The organism is Rhodoferax sp. TH121 (assembly GCF_002251855.1).
Taxonomy (GTDB): Bacteria; Pseudomonadota; Gammaproteobacteria; order Burkholderiales; family Burkholderiaceae_C; genus Allorhodoferax.
Window position 1 is genome coordinate 473,215 of the sequence record NZ_NOXW01000021.1, and the last position, 24,353, is coordinate 497,567.

Consider the following 24,353-nt stretch of genomic DNA (forward strand, 5'->3'; position numbering starts at 1 on the left):
TGGCATGAAATAGGGCTCTAGCCCTCATGGATATTGCGCAAACAGCTCCTGAATTCATAGCGATTCAGGGGCTGTTCCTGCGTTAACATCGTCGCATGCCCACCTCAGACTCCCTGCCGCGCGACGCCCAGAGCATTCTGGAGCTGGCTGCGCGCTCCATGTTTGCGCTGTTCTCCAGCGCCAGTGAAGGCATGATGCTGGTGGACCGGCAGGCCCGCGTGGTCTGGATCAACGAGCAGTACAAACGGTTTTTGCCGGCCCTTGGTTTTGAGCGCGAAGAAGACTTTGTCGGTCACCCGGTCTCCATGGTGGTGCACAACACACAGATGCACCAGGTGCTGGAGACTGGCAAGCCCATCCTCATCGATCTGCTGACGAACCGCGCTGGCACCTTTGTGGTGAGCCGTATTCCGCTGCGCGATGCGGCTGGGCAGGTGATTGGGGCCTTGGGTATCGTGCTGTTTGACCACGCCGAGACCACGCTGCAGCCCCTGATCGACAAATTTGCGCTCTTGCAGCGCGACCTGGACGACGCCCGCCGCGAGCTGGCCACCCAGCGCCTGCAAAGCCCCGGGCAGCGCCAGTCCAAATACACCTTTGCTAGTTTTGTCGGCTTGAGTCCGGCCGCAGTAGAAGTCAAACGCCATGCCCGTCGCGCTGCGCTCTCCAGCAGCCCGGTTCTGCTGCTGGGCGAAACTGGCACCGGTAAAGAGCTGCTGGCCCATGCCATCCACGCTGCATCCAGTCGGGCACGCGGCCCCTTCATCAGCGTCAACATTGCAGCTGTGCCCGAGACGCTGCTGGAGGCCGAGTTTTTTGGCTACGCACCGGGCGCCTTTACCGGAGCCGACCGCAAGGGGCGTGACGGCAAGTTCCGCCTGGCCGATGGTGGCACGCTGTTTCTGGATGAAATTGGCGATATGCCGCAGGCCTTGCAAAGCAAGCTGCTGCGTGCGTTGCAAGAGGGCGAGATTGAGCCGCTGGGCTCCAACAAGCTGCTGCCGGTGAATGTGCGCGTGATTGCTGCCACCTCCCGTGACCTGGCGGGCTTGGTACGTGCGGGCAGCTTTCGCGAGGATTTGTTCTATCGCCTCAATGTCTTGCCCATTCGAGTGCCTGCATTGCGTGAGCGGCAGGCCGACATCGCCGCGCTTTTGGAGGTGCTGGGTGAGGATGTGGCCCTGCGCAGCGGTCTGCCGCCGCCTGAACTCACCCCGGAAGCGCTGGCCTTGTTGGAGGCGCAGCCTTGGCCCGGCAACATCCGCGAATTGCGCAATGTGCTGGAACAGGCCGTGATGCGCAGCGAGTCGGTACGGGTGGAGGCCGAGGTGTTTTCCTTGGTGCTGCGCGAATCGGGTGTGCAGCCACTGCAGGCAGCTCCTGTGCGCACCGCCCCGGTGACATCTGCTGGGGCTGCTGAGGCGCTGCCAGTGCGTCCATTGGCAGAGCAGGTGGCTGCCTTGGAGGCGCAGGCCATCCGTGATGCCATGGTGGCCCTGGGCGGCAACAAAGCGGCGGTAGCCAAGGCACTGGGCATCTCGCGTGCCACTTTGTATGCGCGTCTGGGAGTGTCTAAAACATAAACATGTGCATAAATTTCATGCACATGAAATGTATAAAAATAAGACATTTGGAGTGCTTGTTTATGGTCGCTTAGAAAAATCCTGAGTGAAATCAAGCACTTGCGTAGTGGCACGTATTGTGCAAATTACTGCATGTCAAACCACAATACAAGGAGACAGACATGCACCCAAGCCACTGGGCCCCTCGGGCCACACTTTTTGCCGCAGGCCTTTGCGCGGCGTTGATGTCCGGCACGGCCTTCGCGCAGTCCAAGGAGATCAAGATCGCCCACATCTACAGCAAGACCGGCCCGCTGGAAGCCTATGGCAAGCAGACCCAGGTCGGTTTCATGATGGGGCTGGACTACGCCACCGGCGGCACCATGACGGTGGCCGGCAAAAAAATCACCGTGATCGAGAAAGACGACCAGGGCAAACCCGACCAAGGCAAGAGCTTGCTCGCCGCAGCCTATGGCGACGACAAGGTGGACCTGGCCGTGGGCCCCACGGCATCGCCCGTGGCACTGGCCATGCTGCCCGTGGCTGAGGAATACAAGAAGATCTTGCTGGTGGAGCCCGCTGTGGCCGATTCCATCACCGGGGACAAGTGGAACAAGTACATCTTTCGCACCGGTCGCAACAGCAGCCAGGACGCGATTGCCAATGCCGTGGCGCTGGACAAGGCCGGTGTGACGATTGCCACCATGGCGCAAGACAGCGCCTTTGGCCGTGATGGCGTCAAGGCCTTCAAGGAAGCCATCAAGAAAGCCAAGCTGGTGCACGAGGAGTACCTGCCTCCTGCCACCACCGACTTCACGGCCGGCGGCCAGCGCCTGATTGACAAGTTGAAGGACCAGCCCGGCCGCAAGGTGATCTTCATCATCTGGGCTGGTGGCAACCCCTTCAAGATTGCCGACATGGACCTCAAGCGCCATGGCATCGAGATCGCCACGGGTGGCAACATCCTGCCGGCTATGGTGGCCTACAAGCAGTTCCCTGGCATGGAGGGCGCGGCTTACTACTACTTTGGCATGCCCAAGAACCCGGTGAACGAAGCCATGGTGTCGCGCCATTACAGCCAGTTCAAGGCCCCGCCGGACTTCTTCACCGCCGGTGGTTTTAGTGCTGCCATGGCGGTGGTCACCGCGCTCAAAAACAGCAATGGCGACACCAGCGCCAACACGCTGATCAAGACCATGGAAGGCATGAGCTTTGACACACCCAAAGGCAAGATGACCTTCCGCAAGGAAGACCACCAGGCCATGCAGAGCATGTACCACTTCAAGATCAAGGTGGACCCGGCCTTTGCTTGGGGCGTGCCTGAGCTGGTCCGCGAGATCAAGGCCGAAGAGATGGCCGTTCCGATTCGTAATCAGCGCTAAAAGAATGTGCCCGGCTACCGTGCAGTCGCCATGCGGCGTTGCGCGGTGCTCGGAATCCTCACGTACACAAGTACGTTCCGGTTCCTGCGCTCCGTGCGCCTTGCCTGACAACTGCCCGCTACACCGCTCCCATCCTTTTGGGAGCCCTCCATATGCTTGAAACCAAAGACCTCACGATCCGCTTTGGCGGTCACGTGGCGGTGAATGCTGTCAGCTGCAATTTCCTGCCTGGCACCTTAACCGCCATCGTTGGCCCCAATGGCGCTGGCAAAACCACGTACTTCAACCTGATCTCGGGCCAGTTGCAGGCCACGCAGGGCAGGGTGTATCTGAATGGCGCCAATCTGTCGTCCCTCAGCCCCTCGGCACGCACACGCGCCGGGCTGGGCCGGGCGTTCCAGCTCACCAACCTGTTCCCCAACCTCAGTGTGCTGGAGAACGTACGCCTGGCCGTGCAGGCCGCGAAGGACGGCAAGCATTTGCGTGGGCTCAATCTTTGGAGCATCTGGAGTGACCACAGCGCCCTGACCGAGCGTGCCCTGGAGATCCTGCAGGCCGTGGCATTGCGCGACAAACAAGATGCCACCGTGGCCAGCCTGCCGCATGGCGACCAGCGCAAGCTGGAGGTGGCGCTGCTCATGGCGCTGGACCCCGATGTGTTCATGTTTGACGAACCCACAGCGGGCATGAGTGCCGACGAAGCGCCGGTCATCCTCAACCTGATCCGTGCGCTGAAACAAGATCCGACCAAGATCATTCTGCTGGTGGAGCACAAGATGGACGTGGTGCGCGAACTGGCGGATCGCATCATCGTGCTGCACAACGGCACGTTGGTGGCCGATGGCGACCCGGCCGAAGTCATCGCTTCGCCGGTTGTGCAAGAAGCGTATTTGGGCGTGAGCGCCAAGGAGGCTGCATGAGCGCCGCAGCGAACAACCTGCTCACGTTGGAAGGCGTGCACACCCACATTGGCGCGTACCACATCCTGCATGGCGTGGACCTGGCCGTGCCGCGCGGCCAGCTCACCATGCTGCTGGGGCGCAATGGCGCGGGCAAGACCACCACGCTGCGCACCATCATGGGCCTGTGGCACGCCAACCAGGGCCGTGTGGTGTTTGACGGCAAAGACATCACCGCCGCCGAGACCCCGCAGATTGCCAGCCTGGACATTGCCTATGTGCCCGAAAACATGGGTATTTTTGCCGACCTGACCGTGCAGGAAAACATGCTGTTGGCCGCCCGCAAGGCCAAGCGTGTGCAGCACATCGATGGTGAACGCTTGAAGTGGATTTTCTCGCTCTTCCCCGCGGTGGAGAAATTCTGGAACCACCCGGCGGGCAAGCTTTCGGGTGGGCAAAAGCAGATGCTGGCCGTGGCCCGCGCCATCGTGGAGCCGCGCCAGCTGCTCATCGTGGACGAGCCCAGCAAGGGCCTGGCGCCCGCCATCATCAACAACATGATCGATGCGTTTGCCCAGCTCAAGCAGACGGGCACCACCATTTTGCTGGTGGAGCAGAACATCAGCTTCGCCAAGCGCCTGGGCGACCATGTGGCCGTGATGGACGATGGCCGCGTGGTGCACACCGGCCGCATGCAGGCCCTGGCCGAAGACGAAGCACTGCAGCAATCGCTGCTGGGATTGGCGCTATGAAAACACTGGATTTCGACTGGAAGCCGCTTGCGCTGGTGCCGCTGTTGGCCCTGATCGCGCTACCCCTGATAGGCGCGCCCACCACCTGGCTCACCCTTACGGTGGCGGGTTTGGCCATGGGCATGATCATCTTCATCATTGCCTCCGGTCTCACGCTGGTGTTTGGCCTGATGGACGTGCTGAACTTTGGCCATGGCGTGTTCATCGCGCTGGGCGCCTTTGTAGCCACCACAGTGCTGGGCCTCATGGGCGACTGGACGGGTTCTGCCGAGCTGTGGCGCAACCTGGTGGCGGTGTTCCCGGCCATGCTCGTGGCTATGGCGGTGGCAGGCGCGCTGGGCCTGGTGTTCGAGCGCTTTATTGTGCGGCCTGTGTACGGCCAACACCTGAAGCAGATTCTCATCACCATGGGCGGCATGATCATTGGGGAGGAGCTCATCAAGGTCATTTGGGGCCCGGCACAACTGCCGCTACCGCTGCCCGAAGCCATGCGCGGCGCCTACTACCTGGGCGATGCCGCGGTGGAGAAATACCGCCTCATGGCGGTGGTGGTGGGGCTGGCCGTGTTTGCCGCGCTGGCCTGGGTGCTGGGCCGTACCAAGGTGGGCTTGCTGATCCGCGCTGGCGTGCAGGACCGCGAGATGGTGGAGAGCCTGGGTTACCGCATCAAGCGCCTGTTTGTCGGCGTGTTTGTGGTGGGTAGTGCGCTGGCAGGTCTGGGAGGCGTGATGTGGGGCCTGTACCAGCAGACCGTGACGCCGCAGATGGGCGCGCAGGTCAATGTGCTGATCTTCATCGTCATCATCATCGGCGGTTTGGGCTCCACGGGCGGTGCGCTGATTGGCGCCTTGTTGGTGGGGCTGATGGCCAACTACACCGGCTTCCTTGCCCCAAAGGTGGCACTGTTCTCCAACATCGCCCTCATGGTCGCCATTTTGTTGTGGCGACCGCAGGGGGTCTATCCCGTGACCAATCGATAAGGAGGAAAGCCCATGCTAAACCGCATTCTTTCCAATGACCTGCCGCGCAGCCGCTGGCTTGCACTGCTGCTGGGCACCCTGGTGCTGGCGCTAGCCTTCACGCCGTTTTTGTTTCCTGGCGTCAAGGCGCTCAATGTGGCGGCCAAGGTGCTGGTGTTCATCGTGCTGGTAGCCAGCTTTGACCTGCTGCTGGGCTACACCGGCATCGTGAGCTTTGCGCACACCATGTTCTTTGGTATCGGCGCCTACGGTATTGCCATTGCCACCACGCGCCTGGGCGCCACCTGGACTGCGCTGGGGCTGGGGCTGGGGGTGTCGCTGGTCGTCTCGTTGCTGCTGGCTTGGCTCATTGGCCTGTTCTCGTTGCGCGTGCGTGCCATCTTTTTCGCGATGATCACGTTGGCCGTGGCCTCGGCCTTTCTTACGCTGGCCTCGCAGCTGCATGAGTTCACCGGCGGCGAAGACGGACTGACCTTCAAGGTGCCGGCCATCCTCTCGCCCAGCTACGAGTTCAGCGAGACACCGTTTCTGGGCGCTTCACTGGACGGCCGGCTGCTGTGCTTCTACCTGCTGTTCGTGGTGGCCACGGTGCTGTTCCTGGCGCTGCTGCGCATCGTGAATTCGCCCTTTGGCCGCGTGTTGCAGGCCATCCGCGAAAACGAGTTCCGTGCCGAGGCGATTGGCTACCGCGTAGTGGTGTACCGCACCATCTCCAGCATCCTCTCAGCCCTGTTTGCCTGTGCGGCCGGCGCCATGCTGGCGCTTTGGCTGCGCTACAACGGGCCGGACACCTCGCTGTCCTTCGAGATCATGATGGACGTGCTGCTCATCGTTGTCATTGGTGGCATGGGCACGCTGTATGGCTCCATCGTCGGGGCCGTGCTGTTCCTCATCGCCCAAAGCTACCTGCAAGACCTGCTGCGTCTGGCCAGCGAGGCGGCCAGTGCGCTGCCTTGGCTGTCGGCGCTGCTGTCGCCCGACCGCTGGCTGCTGTGGCTGGGCGTGCTGTTTGTGCTGTCGGTCTATTACTTTCCCACCGGGGTGGTGGGGCGGTTGCGGACAGCGGCCAGCCGGGGGAGACAAGTATGAGCACACCCACCTCCCACTACGTGCGCTGCGCGGGCTACGAGCTGCACTACACCGCGTGGGGCGCGGCCGATGCGCCAGTGGTTATTGCCTGGCATGGCCTGGCGCGCACCGGCCGCGACATGGACGAGCTGGCCCAGCACTTGAGCCCACGCTACCGCGTCATTTGTCCCGACACCCTGGGCCGCGGCCTGAGCCAATGGAGCCGCAATCCGGCTCAGGAGTACTGCTTGCAGTTCTATGCACGCATGGCGGCTGATCTGTTGGATGTGTTGAAGATCGAGCAGGCCCATTGGGTGGGCACCTCCATGGGCGGCGCCATTGGCACCGTGTGCGCCAGTGGCCTGTTTGAGCCGCAGCTGCAGGGCCGCATTCTCAGCCTCACGCTCAACGACAACGCGCCTGAATTGGCCCGTGCGGCTATCGACCGCATTCGCGCCTACGCGGGCAGCCCGCCAGCGTTTGACACAGTGCTGGAGCTGGAGGCTTTTTTCCGCCAGGTTTACAAACCCTACGGCTGGCTCAGCGACGGGCAGTGGCGCCGCCTGACCGAAACCTCCGTGCGCCGCCTGGCGGATGGCCGTGTGACGCCGCACTACGACCCCGCCATGGTGCAGCAGTTCACCGAGCATCCTGACGACTACCGCATCTGGGACCACTACGATCAGCTCCGCCTGCCGGTGTTGTGCCTGCGTGGTGCCGAGTCCGATCTGGTGTTGCCAGAAACCGTGCAGGCCATGGCCACGCGCGGGCCAGGCCGTGCAGGGCGCTTGCAGTTGGTGGAAGTGCCAGGCTGCGGCCACGCGCCGGCATTGAATGTGACTTCGCAGCTCGCGCTGGTCTCGGACTTCATCGATGCGGTCCAAGCTGGGTTCGCCAGAAATTAAGCCAAACAGGGCGATAACCATTATGGATACTGCGCAAGCAGCTCCTGAAATAGGAGCATTTCCGGGCTAAGCACCCACGGCCAGCACCACGGCCGCATCGTCAAACTGGGCCACCGCTGCCTGGCCCACCCGCAGCGGCAGGCCCGGCGCGGCAAAGCCCACTATTTGCAGTCCACCGGCCACCGTCAGCACCACCTCGTCCCCTGCGGTGGAGCGCGCCAGCCGCGCCACCGTGCCATGCAATTGGTTGGGCTGTCCTGCTGCCTGGTTGGGGTCCGCCGTGATGGCCACCGCCGTCGCCTTGGCCAGTGCCAGCACCTCCACGCCCACGGCCAAGCCCAGTAGTTCCGCGCTTTCGCGGGTAATGCGCGAGACCAGCGTGCTGCCATCGCTCAGCCCCAGGCGGACGTGTACGGCGCGCCCGGCGCGCCGCAGTGCCAGCACCTGGCAGGGCAACTGATTGCGCATGCTGGTGCGCAGGCCCAAGCCCGCCAGGCGCGGTGCTGCGCCGTCCGTGGAAGTGCTGCGCTGCGTTACCTGGGCTAGCGCCTGCTGGCGCAGGGTTGCCAGAGTGTCGGCTGCGTCCAGAAGCTGTTGTCCGGTGGTCGTGAGCTGGGCGCCGCCGCCGCCGCTGCCGCCCACGGTGCGTTCCACCAGCGGCGCACCGGCCAGGTTGGTCAGTGTGTCGATGGCCTGCCAGGCGGCCTTGTAGCTCACGCCTGCGCCGCGCGCGGCTTCGGAGATGGAGCCTGCCTGGCCAATGCGGCGCAGGATGTCCAGGCGCTTGTCTGCGGCCTCATGGCCCAGGGCGCCGGCCAGGGAAGAAGAGCGTGTCATACCGGCTATGCTACGCTATCCCTTTTTGGAATAGCGAGATGTCCATGGTCCTGTTGAAGTCCATGCTGCGTTGGGTAGCCGCCCTGGCTTTGCTGGCTGGTCAGGTCCTGCATGCCGAAGAAGTGACCGTGGCCGTAGCGGCCAACTTCAGCGCCCCGGCCCAGAAGATCGCCACGGCCTTTGCCGCCGCCACTGGCCACAAGGCCACGGTGGTGGTGGGCTCTACCGGCAAGCTCTATGCGCAGATCAAGAACGGCGCCCCATTCCAGGTGCTGCTGTCGGCCGATGACGAAACCCCCACGCGCCTGGGCAAAGAGGGCGCAGGTGTGACGGGCTCGCAGTTCACCTACGCCACGGGTCGCCTGGTGCTGTGGAGCCGCCAGGCAGGAGTGGTGGATGACAAGGGCGAGGTACTGCGCAGTGGGCAGTTTGCGCACCTGTCGCTGGCCGACCCCAAGCTGGCCCCGTATGGCGCCGCCGCAGTGGACGTGATGGCCAAGCTCGGGCTCACGGCCAGCCTGCAACCGAAGCTGGTGCAGGGCGAAAGCATTGGCCAAGCCTACCAGTTTGTGTTCAGCGGCAATGCCACACTGGGCTTTGTGGCCTTGTCGCAGGTGATGGTGGAGGGCAAGATTACCCAAGGCTCTGCCTGGGTGGTGCCGGCCAACCTGCACAGCCCTTTGCGCCAGGACGCCATCGTGCTCAACGCGGGCAAAAACAGCGCAGCCACAGCCGCCTTCATGGCCTTTTTGCGCAGTGATGCCGCCAAGGCCATGATCCGCCGCTTTGGCTACGAAGTCTGAACCGGCCGCTCCATGCCCCTGAGCTCTGACGACCTGGGTGCCATCTGGCTCACGCTGCGCTTGGCCAGTGTGACCACCGTCTTGCTGCTGCTCCTGGCCACGCCGCTGGCCTGGTGGTTGGCGCACACCGGCTCCCGCTGGCGCGGACCGGTCGGGGCGGTGGTGGCACTGCCACTGGTGCTGCCGCCCACGGTGCTGGGTTTTTACCTGCTGGTGAGCCTGGGGCCGCAGGGGCCGTTGGGGCAGATCACGCAGGCGCTGGGTTGGGGGCTGCTGCCCTTCACGTTTGCCGGGCTGGTGCTGGGTTCGGTGGTCTACTCGCTGCCGTTTGCGGTGCAGCCGCTGCAGCATGCGTTTGAGTCCATGGGCACGCGTCCCATGGAGGTGGCGGCCACTTTGCGGGCCAGTCCGCTGGATGCCTTCTTCACCGTGGCCGTGCCGCTGGCCCGTCCGGGTTTTGTCACCGCCGCGGTGCTGAGCTTTGCGCACACCGTGGGGGAGTTTGGGGTGGTGCTGATGCTGGGCGGCAATATCCCCGAGAAAACCCGCGTGGTCTCTACCCAGATCTACGGCCACGTGGAGGCACTGCAGTACACGCAGGCCCACTGGCTGTCGGCCGGCATGGTGGTGTTTTCCTTTGTCGTGCTGCTGGGCCTGGGCTGGCTCAACCCGCGCGGCAGCAGGGTGCGCCCATGAGTCTCGGCACCAACCACATCCGCCTGCACTTGCCCCGCCCCGGCTTCACGTTGGACGTGGACCTGCGCTTGCCTGAGCGCGGCATCACCGTGCTGTTTGGCGCCTCGGGATCGGGCAAGACCACGGTGCTGCGCTGCGTGGCCGGGCTGGAGCAGGCCGCGCAGGCACGCATCTGCCTGCGCGGCCAGCTGTGGCAGGACGATGCCCAGGGCATCACCTTGCCCGCCTGGCGCCGCCCGGTGGGCTATGTGTTTCAGGAGGCTAGCCTGCTGGCGCACCTGGACGTGCGTGGCAACCTGGCCTATGCGCACAAGCGTGCTGCCAAGGCCAGCGGCCGCTCCCAGGCCCTGCTGGCCGTGGACACCGCCATTGACTTGCTAGGCCTGGCCCCATTGCTCACACGGGCCACTGGCGATTTGTCGGGCGGGGAGCGCCAGCGCGTCGCCATTGCCCGTGCGCTGGCGACCCAACCCGAACTGCTGCTGCTGGACGAACCCCTGGCCGCGTTGGACCCGGCGCGTCGCCAGGAGGTGTTGCCCTGGCTGGAGCGGCTGCGCGACGAGTTACACATCCCCATGCTCTATGTCACCCATTCTGTGGATGAGGTGGTGCGCCTGGCCGACACTTTGGTGGTGCTGGCCCAAGGGAGGGTGCAAGCCAGCGGCCCGGCGGCCCAGGTGCTGGCGCAAGTCGATGTGCCCTTGCGCCTGGGCGACGAAGCGTCCACCCTGTTGCATGCCCATGTTGCGGAGCTGGATACCCGTTGGCACCTGGCCCGGCTGGCGTTTGCCGGGGGCAGCCTGTGGCTGGCGGACGCAGGCATGGCAGTGGGCGCCCCGGTGCGTCTGCGCGTGCTGGCGCGCGATGTGAGCCTGGCCACGCAGGAACCCGTGCACACCAGCATCCAGAACGTGCTGCTTTGCACCGTGCTGGCCATTGCCGAGGACAGCCATCCGGCGCAGGCCCTGGTGCAGCTGGGCTGCGGCCCGGACCGCCTGCTGGCGCGGGTGACCCGGCGCTCCGTCCACACGCTGGGCTTGGCGGTGGGGCAGCCTGTGTGGGCGCAGGTGAAGGCCTTAGCTCTGGCTAATTAAAACCGATTGATTAAAAATCACCCTGCAAATTCACCCGTTTGGGGGAGTGACAGCGGCGGGGGACGGGACTACGCTGGTGCCTTCATTTTTGATGCGCTGCAGCACCTTTTCTTTCATCCCCCTATGCCCGTTTACGCGCCGCCCGACTCCTCGGTGCCTGTGATGCAGGTGCTGCACCAGGCCCAGCTGGCGCTCAAGCACGGCGACGTGACGCATAGCCTGGTGCTGGCCAAAGCCGCGCTGTCCCGGGCCCAGGCAGCGCATGACCTGCCGACCGAGGCGCGCGCCCTGCTGGCCTTGGCGCAGGCGGATCGTCTGGTATCGCGTTTTCGGCGTGCGCAAGAAACCGCTCAGCGTGCGGCCACGTTGTTCCAGATGTGTGAAGACACCCGAGGCGAGGCCGAAGCCTTGGCCACCTTGTCGCACACCCTGAGCGTGATGGGCCACAGCGAAGAGGGCGTGGAAGCCGCGCTGTTAGGCCTCAAGCTCAACGCCGATGCACCGGCGCTGTCACAAGCCCTGTCGTACAACTACCTGGGCGTGGCCTACACCCATGGTGGCAACTTCGACCGAGCCGATGCTGCCTATCGCACGGCCATTGGCCTGCTGGAAGACGGTGGCCACTGGATGGAGGCCTACCTGCCGCGGGTGAACCAGCGTCTCATGGAAGTCAGCCGCTGCTTTTTTGACCGCTACTACCAGGGCCAATTCACCGGCCTGCAGCGGCTGGCAGAGCTGCGTCGCGCCAGCGCCCGATCGGCCCAGGCCGCTCCCAATTTGCTGGTGTTCCAAGGGGCCCAACTCAAGACCCAGGCCATGCTGGGCCTGGGTGATGGTTTTGAGGCCTGCTGGCTGGGTGAACTGGTCGTGGCACAAACCCACGCCGACTTTGCGCAAGCCGCCGAGACCCGGGGCGATCCCAATCCCTCGGTCACCCTGATGGAGCTGTGGCTGCGCGCTGAAATTGCTTGGGCTGCGCGCGACTGGTCCTTGGCCGAATACCACTGCCACCGCATGATGCAGCTGGCCATGTCCATCGACCACGAACACCTGGTCGGCATCTCGTACCTCTTGCTCGCCCAAATCCTCAGTGCCCAGGGCAAAGAGCGCGCTTCGCAAGCTCAGCTGCGTGCGCTCAAGCAGCGCGAAACCGATCTGCGCCATGCCGCCTTGCAGCAGCGCGAAGAGCGCATCGAATGGCAGCTGCAGGCCCGTGCCAGCCGCGCCACGGCACGCCGTCTGGCGCAGCAGGCGCAGCAGCTGGAGCAGCTGGCAATGGAAGATTCGCTGACCGGCCTGTTCAACCGCCGCTACCTGGAGCGCATGGTGCCTGAGCTGCTGCGCAAGGGGGCAGACCGCGGCCTGACACCGGCCATGGCCTTTGTGGATGTGGACTACTTCAAACACATCAACGACCACTATTCCCACCAGGTGGGTGACGCCGTGCTGCAGGAGCTGGGTCACATCTTGCGCAGCTTTGTGCGTGAAGGTGATGTGCCCGTGCGGCTGGGCGGCGATGAATTTGTCGTTGCGTTTGCCCATGTGGACGAAGCCGCAGCCCACGGCCTGGCCCAGCGCATCCAGGATGCCGTGGAGAGCCATCCCTGGGACCGCCTGCGCCCTGGGCTGTGCGTCAGCGTCAGTGTGGGTGTGGCCGGTGCGCAGGGCGGAGACTGCCTGAAGAGCTGGCTGCACCGCTGCGACGTGGGCATGTATGTCGAGAAAGACACCAGGCATCAAATCCTGGGTTAAAGCCCATGGATACTGCGCAAGCAGCTCCTGATTTGCTAGCGATTCAGCTCTTGGCGCCCGCCATCAATGCGGCAAAGCCCACAAACACCCCGCCGGTCAGCCGGTTGAAGGCGCGCATCACATTCGCCCGCTGCAGGTAGCGCGCCAGTTGTTTGCCGCTGGCGGCGTAGACAAAATACCAAGCCACTTCCACCACCGCGAAAGTGCTGAGCAAGATGCCGAACTGCGGCAACTGGGGGAGTGCCGGGTTCAGAAACTGCGGGAAGAAGGCCGCTGCAAACAGAATGGCCTTGGGGTTGCTGGCCGCCACCAGCGCACCCTGGCGGTACAGCGCCCAAGTGCTCAGCGCTTCCCCTAACTTGCTGGGGGCGCCACCATCGGCAGGGGCCTCTTGCACCGGACTGCGCCACACCTGCACGCCCAGGTAAGCCAGGTAGGCGGCACCGGCCAGGCGCAGCGCGTCAAACACGGCAGGGAATGCCTGCAACAGCGCACCCAGGCCCGCGGCCGAGAGGCTCAGCATCAGCATCAGCGAGGTCATGCAGCCCGCCATGCTGGTCACCGCGCCGCGCAGTCCCTGGCGTGCGCCCGTGCTCATCACCAGCAACATATTGGGGCCGGGTGTGGCCGACACCACAAACGTCATCATCACAAACAGCCACCAGGTATGCAGGCTCATGGGTTCAATCCTTGGAAGTCGAAAAGTGGGTTAGTAGTGGGGTGGCAATTCGTCACGCAGGTTGCGCGCCGTGGCCGGTTCGCTGGCCTGCTGACGCATATGCGTGATCTCGCGGATCAAGGCATCGATTTGCGCCTGCTGGCGAACAATGATTTTGTCGAGCTGGTCCAGCGCGTCTTCGGCAAAGCTGGCCTTGATTTCCAGCTCGGTCAGGCGGCGTTCGGTACGTTCTGTGGTGTCCATAGAGCCCTATTGGACACCATGCAGCGCCTGCTTTTCAGCTGGCGCTTTGCGCCGCCGCCAGCGCTAGCGGCAAATACTGGGCCAGCTTCTTGTTCTGGATGTCGTCCAGTGACCTTAGCTTGAGATGCCGTCGCCCCTTGCCCGCGCCTTCCAGATGGCCCCAGGTGTCGTTGATGCGCGCACCATGGCTGAACTCCACCGACACGTGTTCTTTGTACGCAAACGCCCCGCAAAACTGCACCCCGGACGCAAAGAGAATGCCGCCGTACTTCACCTCTTCGGAAAAGGGCTTGAAGCTTTTCTTCACCAAGGCACGCACCGCCTCCACCACAGCGTGGCGCTCCTCGCTCACGAGGCGGATGTCTTCGAGAAGGGTTTGAACGGATTTGGTGGGCATGGGGCTGTCAATAGAAGAGTCTGCAGATGGATTGAGCACTTTCAACAAGCCCCCAATGTGTCAACGTCGCTTCTCTGCCGGAGCCGGAGGCGAAGGCGGCCGGATACAGCAGCTTGTTAAATCGAATGCGCTCACAGCTTCACCACCGTTTCGACCATCATAAGTACTTCTCCGCCGTAATTGATATAAGCAACGACCGCATCACCGAATTCATCAAGGAGGGCCATTCCCGTTGAATCAACTTCGTTTTGCGCACTTAGGCGCAGAACACCATCGCGCCATTCGCAGGCCACATCAAGCTGCCATGGACGTTGCTCAAACTCAGACAGCATATCGGTAACAGCTTCTCGCGCCTCTGTTTCCGTAAGTCCTTTGCAAATAACGGTGGTCCGGTACATGCGCATTAACGTTCAAAATCACCGGCCTTGCGCGGCTTCTTGCGCAAGGTCCAGTGCATTGTCGGGTTGAGCATCAGTCGCATACTTGGACAAGTCTTCGGCGAATAGGCTTTTCAACCGGTCAATTGATGCTTTCACCTCCGCCTTGTTTCGAAAACTCTTTAGTTCCGCGAAGCGAAACCTCTCGGATTCAAGTGCAGCGGAAAGAACCTGTAATTCGGCAATAAGCTGAACATATCGTTGGCTCTTTTCTTGTTGGAGCTTCGCTTCCTTGAAACCCTCTTCAACAACTTCAGTGTGAGCGTGTTCAATTCTGGTCGTAGTTAGCTTGATTTTGATTGCATCGGGAATTTGCTTTACCAATACAGCGTTTGCGCTCGTGAAGAATGCCATTGCAGATTGATATACCGACCAGTATTCGTGCGTTCCGACAAGGGTAAAAAGTCTGTGGTGGGCAACGATGTTGAGATTGCTTGACTGAAGTTCGACGAACCCCTTTTCGAATTCGGAAGGGTCGAAATCACCTTCCAGATCGCGGTAAGAAGCCAACATGCTGAGGCAATGCGCCCAGTTGTGATGAAAGGCCGCGTTCACCCTTTCGGCTTCCGCCGCTTACAAATCAAGCCCGCCTTCGAGATAGCGGGAAAGGATCAATTCATATTCACGCTCTTGATAGAACTTCTGAACCGCAAACCATCCAGCAAGGGCGGCTGCGAACAGGGCAAGGCTTGTTTGGAGAAGTACGTTCATGTTCGGTCACTCTTCTGACGCTCAACGTAATTTATGCCGCAAAGTGCTTCGGTATAAAGTGGGAGAGTGATCAATCAAAAGTGGTATCAGCTTATATCCAGTCTGCACAAGTTGCTCTCATAAAAATAGCGACAAACCCGGCAGTCTGCAAGACTTTATTCTGACGATGCAGTGAGTGTCTGCATATCCCCCGATCGGGGGATCTTGTGAGTGGCGGCATTAAACTTAGCCGCCACGCAAACCCGCCCACCCACGCTGCGGTCAGCAAAGCAAAATTGCTACTCTTTTAGTAGCTGCTCGCGCATATTCCACGGGGGCTAGAGGCCAATATCACCAATATTTAGCCCACCAGCCGCACTCCAGCAACCCAGCCTACTGCTTCGCCCCCAGCGCCAACGCCGCCGCCCGCGATGCCTGCAACTCGGCCGCATCCGGGGCTTCCAATGTGGGCCAGCCTTGCAGGTGCTTCTGCGTCAGGTTGCAGAGCGCCGTGATCCACTCCGGGTCGTCGTTGAGGCAGGGGATGTAGTGGAACTCTTTGCCGCCTGCGTGCAGAAACGCCTCGCGGCCTTCCATGTTGATTTCTTCCAGCGTCTCGAGGCAGTCGCTGGTGAAGCCGGGGCAGATCACGTCCACGCGCTTCACACCCACCTTGCCCAGGGCGATGAGGCTGGGTTCGGTGTAGGGCTCCAGCCACTTGGCGCGGCCCAAGCGGGACTGGAAGGTGACCTGGTACTGGTCTTTGGGCAGGTTCAAGGCCTCGGCCAGCAGGCGCGCGGTCTTGAAGCATTCGCAGTGGTACATATCGCCCAGGTGCAGCGTGCGCTCGGGCACGCCGTGGAAGCTCATCACCAGTTTGTCAGGGCGGCCGTGGGCCTTCCAGTAGCGCTGCACGCTGGCGGCCAGTGCGCTGATGTAGCCCGCGTCATCGTGGTAGCGGTTGATGAAGCGCAGCTCGGGGATGGCGCGCGTCTTGGCGGCCCAGGTGTAGACCGCATCGCACACGCTGGCCGTGGTGGTGCCGCTGTACTGCGGGTAGGCCGGAACGATGAGCACACGGGTTACGCCTTCGGCCTTCATGGCGTCCAGCTGCGAGGCAATCGACGTGCTGCCATAGCGCATGGCCCAGCGCACTTTGACCTGGTGGTTGCGCTGGCCCAGCCAGCCTTGCAGCAGCTTGGCTTGCTTTTCGGTCCAGACCTTGAGCGGGGAGCCTTCTTGGGTCCAGATGCTGGCGTATTTGGCGGCCGACTTGGCGGGGCGCACCCGCAGGATGATGCCGTGCAGGATCAGCAGCCACAGCAGGCGCGGAATCTCCACCACGCGCGGGTCGCCCAAGAATTCGGCCAAATAGCGGCGCACGGCGGGGGCGGTGGGTTCGTCGGGCGTGCCCAGGTTGCACAGCAGCACGGCGGTGCGCGGCACCTTGCCGTGGGTGAAAGGAGGCTCGGGCTGGAAAGGGGATTGGAAGAGCATGCGGTATTCTCCCGCACCTATGCTGCAACTCTCCACCATCAAGGCCATAACCCTGGACCTGGACGACACTTTGTGGCCGATCTGGCCGTGTATCGAGCGGGCCGAGCAGGTGTTGCATGTCTGGTTGCAGCACTACGCACCGGCCACCGCCACGCTGTATGCCGACCCACACGCACGCCGCACGCTGCGCGAAGACACCGAGCGCCAATGGGCCGCCCAGGCGCACGACCTGAGTGTGCTGCGGCGCGAGTCCATCCGCCTGGCGCTGGAGCGGGCGGGCGATGACTCCGACCTGGCCGATCCGGCCTTTGACGTGTTTTTTGCCGAACGCATGCGCGTGGAGCTGTTTGACGACGCGCTGGAAACGCTGGACTGGATGGCGCAGCGTTGGCCGCTGTATGCGGTGTCCAACGGCAATGCCGATGTCAACAAGGTGGGGCTGGGCGCCTACTTTGCGGGAGCGATAAGTGCGCGTGATGCGGGCGTGGGCAAACCGGACCCCAAGATATTTTTGGAGGCCGCGCATGCCTTGCAGGTGGCACCGCAGCACATCTTGCACGTGGGCGACGATGCGGCGTTGGACGTGTTGGGCGCGTTGGGCGTGGGCATGCAGGCGGTGTGGGTGAACCGCGCCGAGCACCTGTGGAGCCACGCGCAGCACCCGCATGCCACGGTGGCCAGCCTGACCGAGCTGCGCGACTTGCTCAGCGCACCCTAAGCCCGGGTCAGGGTTGGCGCTCAGGGCGCCGGTTTGAAGCGTAGGCGGCTCTTGGTGTGGGCCTGCACATCGTCTTCGCTCAGGTGCTGGGGCACGTAGCCCCCAGCCATGTAGCGCTCGGCCTGGTCGGCATAGTGTGTGTCAAACAGCACACCGCTTTGGCCTACCGGGTTGATGCCCACGGCAAGGCTGGCGTCGGCAAAGTCAATCACCCGGCGTGTGGAGGGCCCGTAGCTCACGGCCCAGGGCGCTGGGCCCACGGGGTTGGACAGGTTGTTGGGCGTTTCGCGCCCGCCCGGTGCCGGGAAGGGCCCCACGTTAAACAGCAGGTGCAGCGGCTTCTGACGGCCCAGCGGATGCACATGGGTGACGGTGTGTGCAGCACCCCAGCGCCAGTCCAGCAGGCTGGTGCCATACAGGCCCTGCAGGTGCTTGAGCGTGTTGGACCAGGCGATGCGCACGGTCTCGAAATGGCTCTCTGGGGCCTTGGTATTGACGTTGTCCCACCAGGGCGATTTGGGATCGGCCACCAGCAGGGGCAGGGCTGCGTCCAGCGCGCGGGTGTTGAGCAAGTTTTTGAATTGCACGTCGCCCAGCTCGTCTTCAATGGCGGCTTTGGCCAACTCGTACAGCATCTGGCTGAACAGGGTGGCAGCGATGCTGTCGGTGCTGTAGTTGCCGTCCCACTTCTCCAGTGGCTCCATGAAGGCTTTGTCGTTGGGATCGGTCACCACGGCCTGCATCACGGGCAGCAGGTTTTGCAACACGCGGCGGCCATAGCCATTGCTGGTGTCCAGCTGCAGGGTTTGCGCAGCTTTGCTGTCCCACAGGGTTTTGGGGTTGGAGAGCACGGCGTCCAGGCGGCGCGCGCGGTCTGGCAAGTTGTAGTAGCCGGGCACAGGCACACCACTCTTCGGCTGTGGCTGGTGGTTGGCCGACATGATGTAGCCGCGCGTCGGGTTTTCTTCCTGCGGGTTGAACATGAAGGCGTAGAAGCCAGGCTTTTCAGCCTCGCCTTTGGCGGCGTCCAGGATGAAGGTGGGGTTCACGCCCTCGGGGCGCTGTGGCAGCTTGGCTGCGGCCCACCAGCCGATGTCACCCGTGGCGTCGGCCCATACGATATTGAGGCCAGGCGCGTGGATTTTGCTGGCGGCCTCGCGCGCTTTGTCACGTGTGTCGGCGCGGTTGAGCTCGTAGAAGGCTTGCAGGGCAGGGTTTTCGGTTTCCAGAAAGGTCCACCACATGGCAATCGGCGTGTCGCCCAGGCTGTCCTTGAAGGCGTCGTTGATGATGGGGCCGTGCGGTGAGCGGCGCAGGACCAGCTGCACCGGTGCGGCGCCTTTGACGGTGATGGTCTCCGAGCGTGTGCTGAGGTTGACCCATTGGCCCTGGTGCCAGACCTGCTGCGGGTTGGCAGGGTTCACTTTCTCGGCTACCAGGTCCATGTCGTCGTTCTGGAACATGGTCAGGCTCCAGCCAAAGTCCATGTTGTGGCCCAGCAGCGAAAACGGGCTCAGGGCCTGAAAGTGGCCGTAGAGCTCAAAGTCGGGCGCGCTCAGGTGGGCCTCGTACCAGACGCTGGGCGTGGAAAACCCGATGTGCGGGTCACCCGCCAGCAGCGGCTTGCCACTGGCCGTGCGTTTGCCCGAGATGGCCCAGGCGTTGCTGCCTTCAAACAGAGGCACACCGGCCAAGTCCATGGCGTCCTGGCTGATGGCGGCGATGCGGTTCAGGCTGTTCCAGTCGCGGGTGCTGAGTTGTGCCAGCGGAGTGATCACGCCTTCGGGATGCCAGTCGATGTCAAAGGCGCGCAGGTAATCGGGGCCTAGCTTGTCGCGGATAAAGGTCATGGCCGGCTCGGTGCGCAAGGCGGCGGCAAAGCTGTAGGCCAGGTAGCCCGACACGGCCAAGGTGTCCTCGGGTGTGAAGGGCTGGTGCGGGATGCCCAGGATGTCGAACTCGATGGGTGAGCGGTTGTGGTCCTGGTACTGGTTGATGCCGTCCAGGTAGGCCAGAAGGGCCTGGTTGGCCGGGGTCGTCATGTCCAGCTTGGCGGCGGTGGCCTTGGCATGGGCGCGGATGCCCAGGGTGCGGAACAGGGTGTCCACCTCCACCAGTTTGGGGCCCAATATTTCGGCCAGCTCCCCCTTGGCAAGGCGGCGCACCATTTCCATCTGGAACAGGCGGTGCTGGGCATGCACATAACCCAGGGCACGGTACATATCCAACTGGTTCTCGGCGGTGATGTGGGGCACGCCGCGTTCATCAAACTGCACACTCACCGGAGCACTGAGTTTGGACATTTCCAGCGTCCCACTGCGCACGGGTTGCTTGTGGTACAGGTACCAGCCGCCCAGGGCGACCAGCCCCAGCACGAGCAGGCCCAGCAGGCCGCCCACTAGTTTGAGAATCAGTTTCACGTGTCGTCTCCGTGGCGTGTTGTGGTGTGTGTGGCCCAAATCATAGTGGGCCCTTGGCTAGGAAGACAGCGCCTGCGCGACTGCCACCCCGCTGCGCACCGCACCCTCCAGCGTGGCAGGGTAGGGGCCGACTACGTAGTCGCCGCAGGCCCACAGGCCGGGGGCGATGGCCGTGCCGGGGCGCACCAGGCCGGGCGTGCAGGCGAAGGTGGCGCGTTTTTCCACCACGGTTTGCAGCGGTGTGAGCGCCAGGCCCAGTTGCGCCTGCGCTTGGGCCAGTACCCGGGCCTGCAGGGTGTCGCGATCACCCTCGCTGGCGCTGACCACAAAGGCCAGCAGGCCCAACGGGCCACCGAGCTGGCCGCGGTCGAACACAAACTGCGCCGGGTTCGCCGCATCGCTACGCAGCGCCAGCATGGGCTGGCTCAGGCGCGCGCCAGCGGCGTGGGCGTAGACGGTGGCAATCGCTTCAAACTGCAGCGCGTGCGCCGTGGTAGCCCATGCCTGCATTGGAGTTGCTATGGTTTCAGGAGCTGCTTGCGCAGATTCCATGAGGGCTGAGGCCGCATTGGAGGATGAGGTGGCCCAGAAAATAGCGTCAAACGGCTGGCCGTTGACCAGCCAGCCTGCGCCTTGCGGCGTGATGGCGTCCACGCGCGTACCCAGGTGCACCATGCCGCCCTGCGCCTGCAGCCAGGTGGCCGCCGCCTGGGGGAACAAGGCGCCCAAGTCGGCCCGCGGCAGCAGCAGGTTGGAACTGCCGCGCCCTCCAAACAGCGAGTCGCGCAGCACGGTGAGGAAGACCTGGCCGCTGGCGCGATCGGCTGGCGTGTTGAGGGCGGACACGCACAGCGGGTCGATCATGGTGGCCAACACGGTGGGCGTGAGGGTACGGCATAGATCGGCCACGCTGGTCTGCGGCGCGCAGGCAAAGCCGCCCAGTTGCCAGCCCGTGGCGGCGCGCAGCAAGCTCCATTTGTCACCCCAGGTCCAACCCTTGGCCGTGGCAATGCCGGCCAGCGCATCCAGCGGGCTGGGCCAGTCGGGCAGGGCCAGGCCGTCGCCGTCAGGGAAGAGCAGGGTGAGTGGCAGGCGCAAGAGCACGGACTCTGGGTCCACGCCCACGGTGCGCATGAGCTTCAGGGTCTCGGAGTAAGCGCCAATCAGGATGTGCTGGCCGTTGTCCAGCACCACCGGCGTGCCGTCCGGCAAGGTGCCATTAAGGGCCCTGGCCCGCCCCCCGACTGCGCGGGCTGCTTCAAAAACGGTAGCGTGGTGGCCGGCTTGAGTAGCGGTCACGGCCGCCGCCATGCCAGCCCAGCCGGCGCCAACGATTGCAACTTTCATGTACGAGTTGAGGCAGGTTTTGCCGCCGGGCCGTCCCAAGGCAAAACGCGGCCCCCTTGGGGGGCAGGGAGCCACACGCAGTGGGCGACCGTGGGGGGCATGTTCATAGGCGGCCAAGCGCCTGGACTTTCCAAGCCAGCCAGAGCTTGCGCAGCGGAGTGAGCGCAATGCGCTGGTGAAGCACCTGGAAGTTGTCGGTCTCGATCTCGCGCAGCAGCGCGCGGTAGATGCTGGCCATCATGAGGCCGGGCTTTTGCGTGCGGCGGTCAGCGGCGGGCAAGAGTGCCAGGGCTTCGTCGTACAGGCCTTGGGCGCGCTGCGCCTGGAACTTCATCAGCGCGGTGAAGCGGTCCGAATACGTGCGCTTCAAGATCTCGTGCGCCTTCACATCGAACTGCTGCAGCTCGTTGACCGGCAGGTAGATGCGCCCGCGCATGGCGTCTTCGCCCACGTCGCGGATGATATTGGTCAACTGCAAGGCCTGGCCCAGCTTGTGGGCGTAGGCGGTGGTCTGCGGGTCGGTCTGGCCGAAGATGCGCGCCGCCACCTCGCCCACCACGCCAGCAACCAGGTGGCAATAGCGCTGAAGGTTGGGGTAGTCCAGGTAGCGGGTCTGCTCCAGATCCATCTGGCAGCCTTCGATGACGCCCAGCAGGTGGCGCGCCTCGATGCCGTAAGTGGTGGTGTGCGGCATCAGGGCCTTCATCACCGGGTGGCTGGGCTGGCCGGCAAAGGCTTTGCTGACCTCGCTCTGCCACCAGGCCAATTTGGTGGCCGCCACGCCTTGATCCACCATGTCGTCCACCACGTCGTCCACCTCGCGGCAGAAGGCATAAAAAGCGGTGATGGCCGCGCGCCGGGGCGCGGGCAGGAACAGAAAGGCGTAGTAGAAGCTACTGCCGCTGGCGGCGGCTTTGTCCTGGACGTATTGCTCTGGAGTCATGGCGGGGATTGTTACATCCCGCGGTCCTGCGCTGGAGCGCGCAGGCGCATTGTGGTCGCAGGCTTACATGCGCGCGGCGCGCCAGAGCAGAAGGGGAAAGTCCCAGGCCCGCAGCACCGGGCGCTGCGTGAGTGTGGCGTAGTCCAGCGCGGCGATCTTGTCCAGAATGCGCAGCCCACCTTGCACCACCAGGCGCAACTCCCAGCCCGCCCGACCCGGCAGGCGGTGTACCAAATTGGCGCCTTTTAGCATGCTAGCCCTTGCAGAATCTGCGCAAGCAGCAATTAGTTTTGTAGCATTTTCGGTCTGGCGCTGGGCCAGTACATCGGCCTGTGACACACCAAACTGTGTGCGGGCTGCCTCTGTGAGGTAGTAGCGCCCGCGCGGGATGTCCACGCTCAGGTCTTGCCAAAAGTTGATGAGCTGCAGCGCGCTGCAGATGGCGTCACTCTCCACCAGGGCGTGGGCATCGTGCACGCCGTACAGGTGCAGCAGCAGGCGGCCCACCGGGTTGGCTGACCGGCGGCAGTAGTCCAGCAGTTCGGCGTCGTTGGCGTAGCCGGTGCCATCGCGGGTTTTTTCAATGTCTTGGACAAAAGCGTCCAACAGGTCGTGCAGCAACTGCACCGGCAGCTGGTGCGCAGCAATCGCAGCCTGTAGCGGGCCAAATACCTGGGGCCAGTCGGCAAAGGCGGTGCCACCCTCGGCCGCCTGTTGCAGGGCCTGGCGGTAGGCCAGCAGGCTGGCCAGGCGCTGGGCCGGGCTGGCGTCACCCTCGTCGGCAATGTCGTCCGCGGTGCGGGCAAAGTGGTAGAGGGCAGCAATCGGTGTGCGCAACTGCGGCGGGCAGAGCCAGGAGGCGACCGGGAAGTTCTCGTAATGCGTGATGGGGGCGGCGGCCGTAGTGGCAGGCTGGGGGCTGGGCATGGGCGCCATTGTGCCTTTGGGCCCATTCGCGCTGCCGTGCCTTGACAAATATCAGGGCTTACCCTAAATTACTAACCATTCGGTCATTAGTGGTGCTGGTCAGGTTGTCCGGCACCGTGTGTTTTTCTTTATTTGCCTCCCACCACCATGCGCACCAGAACTTTCACCACCGCAGGCGCCGTGCTAGCCACCGCGTTGTTCGTCACCGCCTGCTCCAAGCCTGCCCCGTCTGAGGAGCCGGTGCGTGCGGTCAAGATCAGCACGGTGGGTATGGCCAGCATCCAGTCGGGGGCGGAGTTTTCGGGCGAGGTGCGGCCGCGCATTGAGTCGCGTCTGGGCTTCCGTGTGGCTGGCAAGCTGGTGCGCCGCCCGGTGGAACTGGGCCAAACCGTGAAGGCCGGCCAGGTGCTGGCGCAGTTGGACCCGCAGGATTACAAGCTGGCGACGGAAGCCGCGCGTGCCCAGGTTGCCGCTGCCGCCACCAACCGAGATCTCGCGGCCGCAGATTTCAAGCGTTTCAAGGAGCTGCGTGACCAGAACTTCATCAGCGGTGCTGAGCTGGAGCGCCGCGAGGCCACGCTCAAAGCCGCCCAGGCCCAGCTCGACCAGGCCCAGGCCCAGCTCAACAGCCAGGGCAACCAGGCGTCTTACACGACGCTGGTGGCCGACATGGCGGGCGTGGTGACGGCCATCAACGCCGAACCTGGCCAGGTGGTGAGTGCAGGGGCCCCCGTGGTGCAGATTGCCCAGGATGGCCCGCGCGACGTGGTGTTCTCGGTGCCCGAGGACAAGGTGGCCATGATCAAGGCAGGTTCCGCGGTGGATGTGAAGGTTTGGGCCAGCAAGACCACCGTGAAGGGCGTGGTGCGCGAAGTGGCTGCCAGTGCCGACCCGGTGACCCGCACCTTTGTGGTGAAGGTGGGGCTGGATGCCAAAGACGCTTTGGCACTCGGTACCACGGTGTCCGTGGTGCCGCAGGCGTTTGACCGCAGCGGTGTGCAGGTCATCAAGCTGCCCACCAGTGCACTGGTGCAGAGTGGCAAGTCCACCGCCGTGTGGGTGCTGGACAGTGCCAGCATGACTGTGAAGCTGCAGCCCATCACCGTGGCCACGGCCGATGGCAACGAGGCCGTGGTGGCCGATGGTTTGCAGCCGGGCATGCAGGTGGTGACGGCGGGTGTGCATGTGCTGTCGCCCGGCCAGAAAGTCTCCATTTACAAGGAAAAGTTGGCTGTAGCCGGCGCGGATGCTGCGCGAGCAGCTCCTGAAACTGTAGCGCCCGCTGCCGCCAAGGCCGCCAGCGAATCTGCTGCGAAGTGAGGCGC

General features: G+C 63.6%; 25 protein-coding genes. 13 read left to right on the forward strand and 12 right to left on the reverse strand.

All coding sequences use genetic code 11. From position 1 onward, the window contains the following. The first annotated feature begins 95 nt into the window (after positions 1–95). The 7 genes from CHU94_RS12290 to CHU94_RS12320 all read left to right on the forward strand — a co-directional run bounded on the left by CHU94_RS12290 (position 96) and on the right by CHU94_RS12320 (position 7,548). Positions 96–1,583 (forward strand): sigma-54-dependent Fis family transcriptional regulator, encoded by a 1,488-nt coding sequence (locus CHU94_RS12290; RefSeq protein ID WP_094480247.1) that lies wholly within the window; start codon positions 96–98, stop codon positions 1,581–1,583. A 224-nt stretch (positions 1,584–1,807) separates the two neighbouring features. Continuing rightward, complete coding sequence (locus CHU94_RS12295) at positions 1,808–2,944, forward strand: substrate-binding domain-containing protein (protein ID WP_094480249.1); 1,137 nt, start codon at positions 1,808–1,810, stop codon at positions 2,942–2,944. Between the two features lie 152 nt (positions 2,945–3,096). Next, positions 3,097–3,864 (forward strand): ABC transporter ATP-binding protein, encoded by a 768-nt coding sequence (locus CHU94_RS12300; RefSeq protein WP_094480251.1) that lies wholly within the window; start codon positions 3,097–3,099, stop codon positions 3,862–3,864. Beyond that, positions 3,861–4,595, forward strand: a complete 735-nt coding sequence (locus tag CHU94_RS12305) for an ABC transporter ATP-binding protein (RefSeq protein WP_094480253.1) — start codon at positions 3,861–3,863, stop codon at positions 4,593–4,595. Before CHU94_RS12300 ends, CHU94_RS12305 begins: the two co-directional genes overlap by 4 nt. Continuing rightward, positions 4,592–5,575 carry a branched-chain amino acid ABC transporter permease gene (locus tag CHU94_RS12310; RefSeq protein ID WP_094480255.1) on the forward strand — a complete coding sequence of 328 codons (984 nt, stop codon included), beginning with the start codon at positions 4,592–4,594 and terminating at the stop codon, positions 5,573–5,575. The genes CHU94_RS12305 and CHU94_RS12310 overlap by 4 nt, the downstream gene beginning before the upstream one ends. 12 nt (positions 5,576–5,587) lie before the next feature. Next, positions 5,588–6,664 (forward strand): branched-chain amino acid ABC transporter permease, encoded by a 1,077-nt coding sequence (locus CHU94_RS12315; protein WP_094480257.1) that lies wholly within the window; start codon positions 5,588–5,590, stop codon positions 6,662–6,664. Next, entirely contained in the window at positions 6,661–7,548 is an 888-nt protein-coding gene (locus tag CHU94_RS12320) for an alpha/beta fold hydrolase (RefSeq protein ID WP_094480259.1), read from the forward strand. Before CHU94_RS12315 ends, CHU94_RS12320 begins: the two co-directional genes overlap by 4 nt. A gap of 66 nt (positions 7,549–7,614) precedes the next feature. On the opposite strand, the gene CHU94_RS12325 is transcribed toward CHU94_RS12320, so the two are convergent. Next, a complete protein-coding gene (locus CHU94_RS12325; protein WP_094480261.1) occupies positions 7,615–8,385 on the reverse strand; it encodes a TOBE domain-containing protein in 771 nt (256 codons plus the stop codon). 44 nt (positions 8,386–8,429) lie between these two features. On the opposite strand from CHU94_RS12325, the gene modA reads away from it, so the two are divergent. From modA to CHU94_RS12345, 4 genes are all read left to right on the forward strand, one after another. Continuing rightward, positions 8,430–9,188 (forward strand): molybdate ABC transporter substrate-binding protein, encoded by a 759-nt coding sequence (modA, locus tag CHU94_RS12330; protein WP_094481046.1) that lies wholly within the window; start codon positions 8,430–8,432, stop codon positions 9,186–9,188. A 12-nt stretch (positions 9,189–9,200) separates the two neighbouring features. Beyond that, on the forward strand, positions 9,201–9,884 hold the full coding sequence (modB, locus tag CHU94_RS12335) for a molybdate ABC transporter permease subunit (RefSeq protein ID WP_094480263.1): 684 nt from the start codon (positions 9,201–9,203) through the stop codon (positions 9,882–9,884). Continuing rightward, positions 9,881–10,978 carry a molybdenum ABC transporter ATP-binding protein gene (modC, locus tag CHU94_RS12340; RefSeq protein ID WP_094480265.1) on the forward strand — a complete coding sequence of 366 codons (1,098 nt, stop codon included), beginning with the start codon at positions 9,881–9,883 and terminating at the stop codon, positions 10,976–10,978. Before modB ends, modC begins: the two co-directional genes overlap by 4 nt. 123 nt (positions 10,979–11,101) lie before the next feature. Next, entirely contained in the window at positions 11,102–12,730 is a 1,629-nt protein-coding gene (locus tag CHU94_RS12345; RefSeq protein ID WP_094480266.1) for a diguanylate cyclase, read from the forward strand. A gap of 43 nt (positions 12,731–12,773) precedes the next feature. On the opposite strand, the gene CHU94_RS12350 is transcribed toward CHU94_RS12345, so the two are convergent. The 7 genes from CHU94_RS12350 to hemH form a co-directional block, all read right to left on the reverse strand. After that, positions 12,774–13,409: a LysE family translocator gene (locus CHU94_RS12350; RefSeq protein ID WP_094480269.1), complete on the reverse strand. Its 636-nt coding sequence runs from the start codon at positions 13,407–13,409 to the stop codon at positions 12,774–12,776. A gap of 30 nt (positions 13,410–13,439) precedes the next feature. Beyond that, positions 13,440–13,652 (reverse strand): SlyX family protein, encoded by a 213-nt coding sequence (locus CHU94_RS12355; protein ID WP_094480271.1) that lies wholly within the window; start codon positions 13,650–13,652, stop codon positions 13,440–13,442. Positions 13,653–13,686: 34 nt separating this feature from the next. Beyond that, positions 13,687–14,049: a DUF1801 domain-containing protein gene (locus CHU94_RS12360; RefSeq protein ID WP_094480273.1), complete on the reverse strand. Its 363-nt coding sequence runs from the start codon at positions 14,047–14,049 to the stop codon at positions 13,687–13,689. 131 nt (positions 14,050–14,180) lie between these two features. After that, positions 14,181–14,447 carry a hypothetical protein gene (locus CHU94_RS12365; RefSeq protein WP_141211456.1) on the reverse strand — a complete coding sequence of 89 codons (267 nt, stop codon included), beginning with the start codon at positions 14,445–14,447 and terminating at the stop codon, positions 14,181–14,183. Positions 14,448–14,465: 18 nt separating this feature from the next. Next, positions 14,466–14,999: a hypothetical protein gene (locus tag CHU94_RS12370; RefSeq protein ID WP_094480278.1), complete on the reverse strand. Its 534-nt coding sequence runs from the start codon at positions 14,997–14,999 to the stop codon at positions 14,466–14,468. A 60-nt stretch (positions 15,000–15,059) separates the two neighbouring features. Next, a complete protein-coding gene (locus CHU94_RS19275; protein WP_176452016.1) occupies positions 15,060–15,197 on the reverse strand; it encodes a hypothetical protein in 138 nt (45 codons plus the stop codon). A 372-nt stretch (positions 15,198–15,569) separates the two neighbouring features. Then, the gene (gene hemH, locus CHU94_RS12380) at positions 15,570–16,673 is read right to left on the reverse strand and encodes a ferrochelatase (RefSeq protein ID WP_094480283.1); all 1,104 of its coding nucleotides are present in this window, start codon (positions 16,671–16,673) and stop codon (positions 15,570–15,572) included. Here hemH and CHU94_RS12385 point away from each other — a divergent pair. Next, the gene (locus tag CHU94_RS12385; protein WP_255033935.1) at positions 16,672–17,391 is read left to right on the forward strand and encodes an HAD family hydrolase; all 720 of its coding nucleotides are present in this window, start codon (positions 16,672–16,674) and stop codon (positions 17,389–17,391) included. The genes hemH and CHU94_RS12385 overlap by 2 nt on opposite strands. Before the next feature lie 20 nt (positions 17,392–17,411). Here CHU94_RS12385 and CHU94_RS12390 read toward each other — a convergent pair whose 3' ends face one another. From CHU94_RS12390 to hpnC, 4 genes are all read right to left on the reverse strand, one after another. Then, the gene (locus CHU94_RS12390) at positions 17,412–19,811 is read right to left on the reverse strand and encodes a penicillin acylase family protein (RefSeq protein ID WP_303396086.1); all 2,400 of its coding nucleotides are present in this window, start codon (positions 19,809–19,811) and stop codon (positions 17,412–17,414) included. Positions 19,812–19,868: 57 nt separating this feature from the next. Then, positions 19,869–21,158, reverse strand: a complete 1,290-nt coding sequence (hpnE, locus tag CHU94_RS12395; RefSeq protein WP_094480286.1) for a hydroxysqualene dehydroxylase HpnE — start codon at positions 21,156–21,158, stop codon at positions 19,869–19,871. Between the two features lie 103 nt (positions 21,159–21,261). Continuing rightward, positions 21,262–22,101, reverse strand: coding sequence for a presqualene diphosphate synthase HpnD (hpnD, locus tag CHU94_RS12400; protein ID WP_094480288.1), 840 nt, complete (start codon positions 22,099–22,101; stop codon positions 21,262–21,264). 63 nt (positions 22,102–22,164) lie between these two features. Continuing rightward, entirely contained in the window at positions 22,165–23,037 is an 873-nt protein-coding gene (hpnC, locus tag CHU94_RS12405) for a squalene synthase HpnC (RefSeq protein WP_094480290.1), read from the reverse strand. Between the two features lie 138 nt (positions 23,038–23,175). On the opposite strand from hpnC, the gene CHU94_RS12410 reads away from it, so the two are divergent. Further along, positions 23,176–24,348, forward strand: coding sequence for an efflux RND transporter periplasmic adaptor subunit (locus CHU94_RS12410; RefSeq protein WP_094480292.1), 1,173 nt, complete (start codon positions 23,176–23,178; stop codon positions 24,346–24,348). The last annotated feature ends 5 nt before the right edge of the window (positions 24,349–24,353 follow it).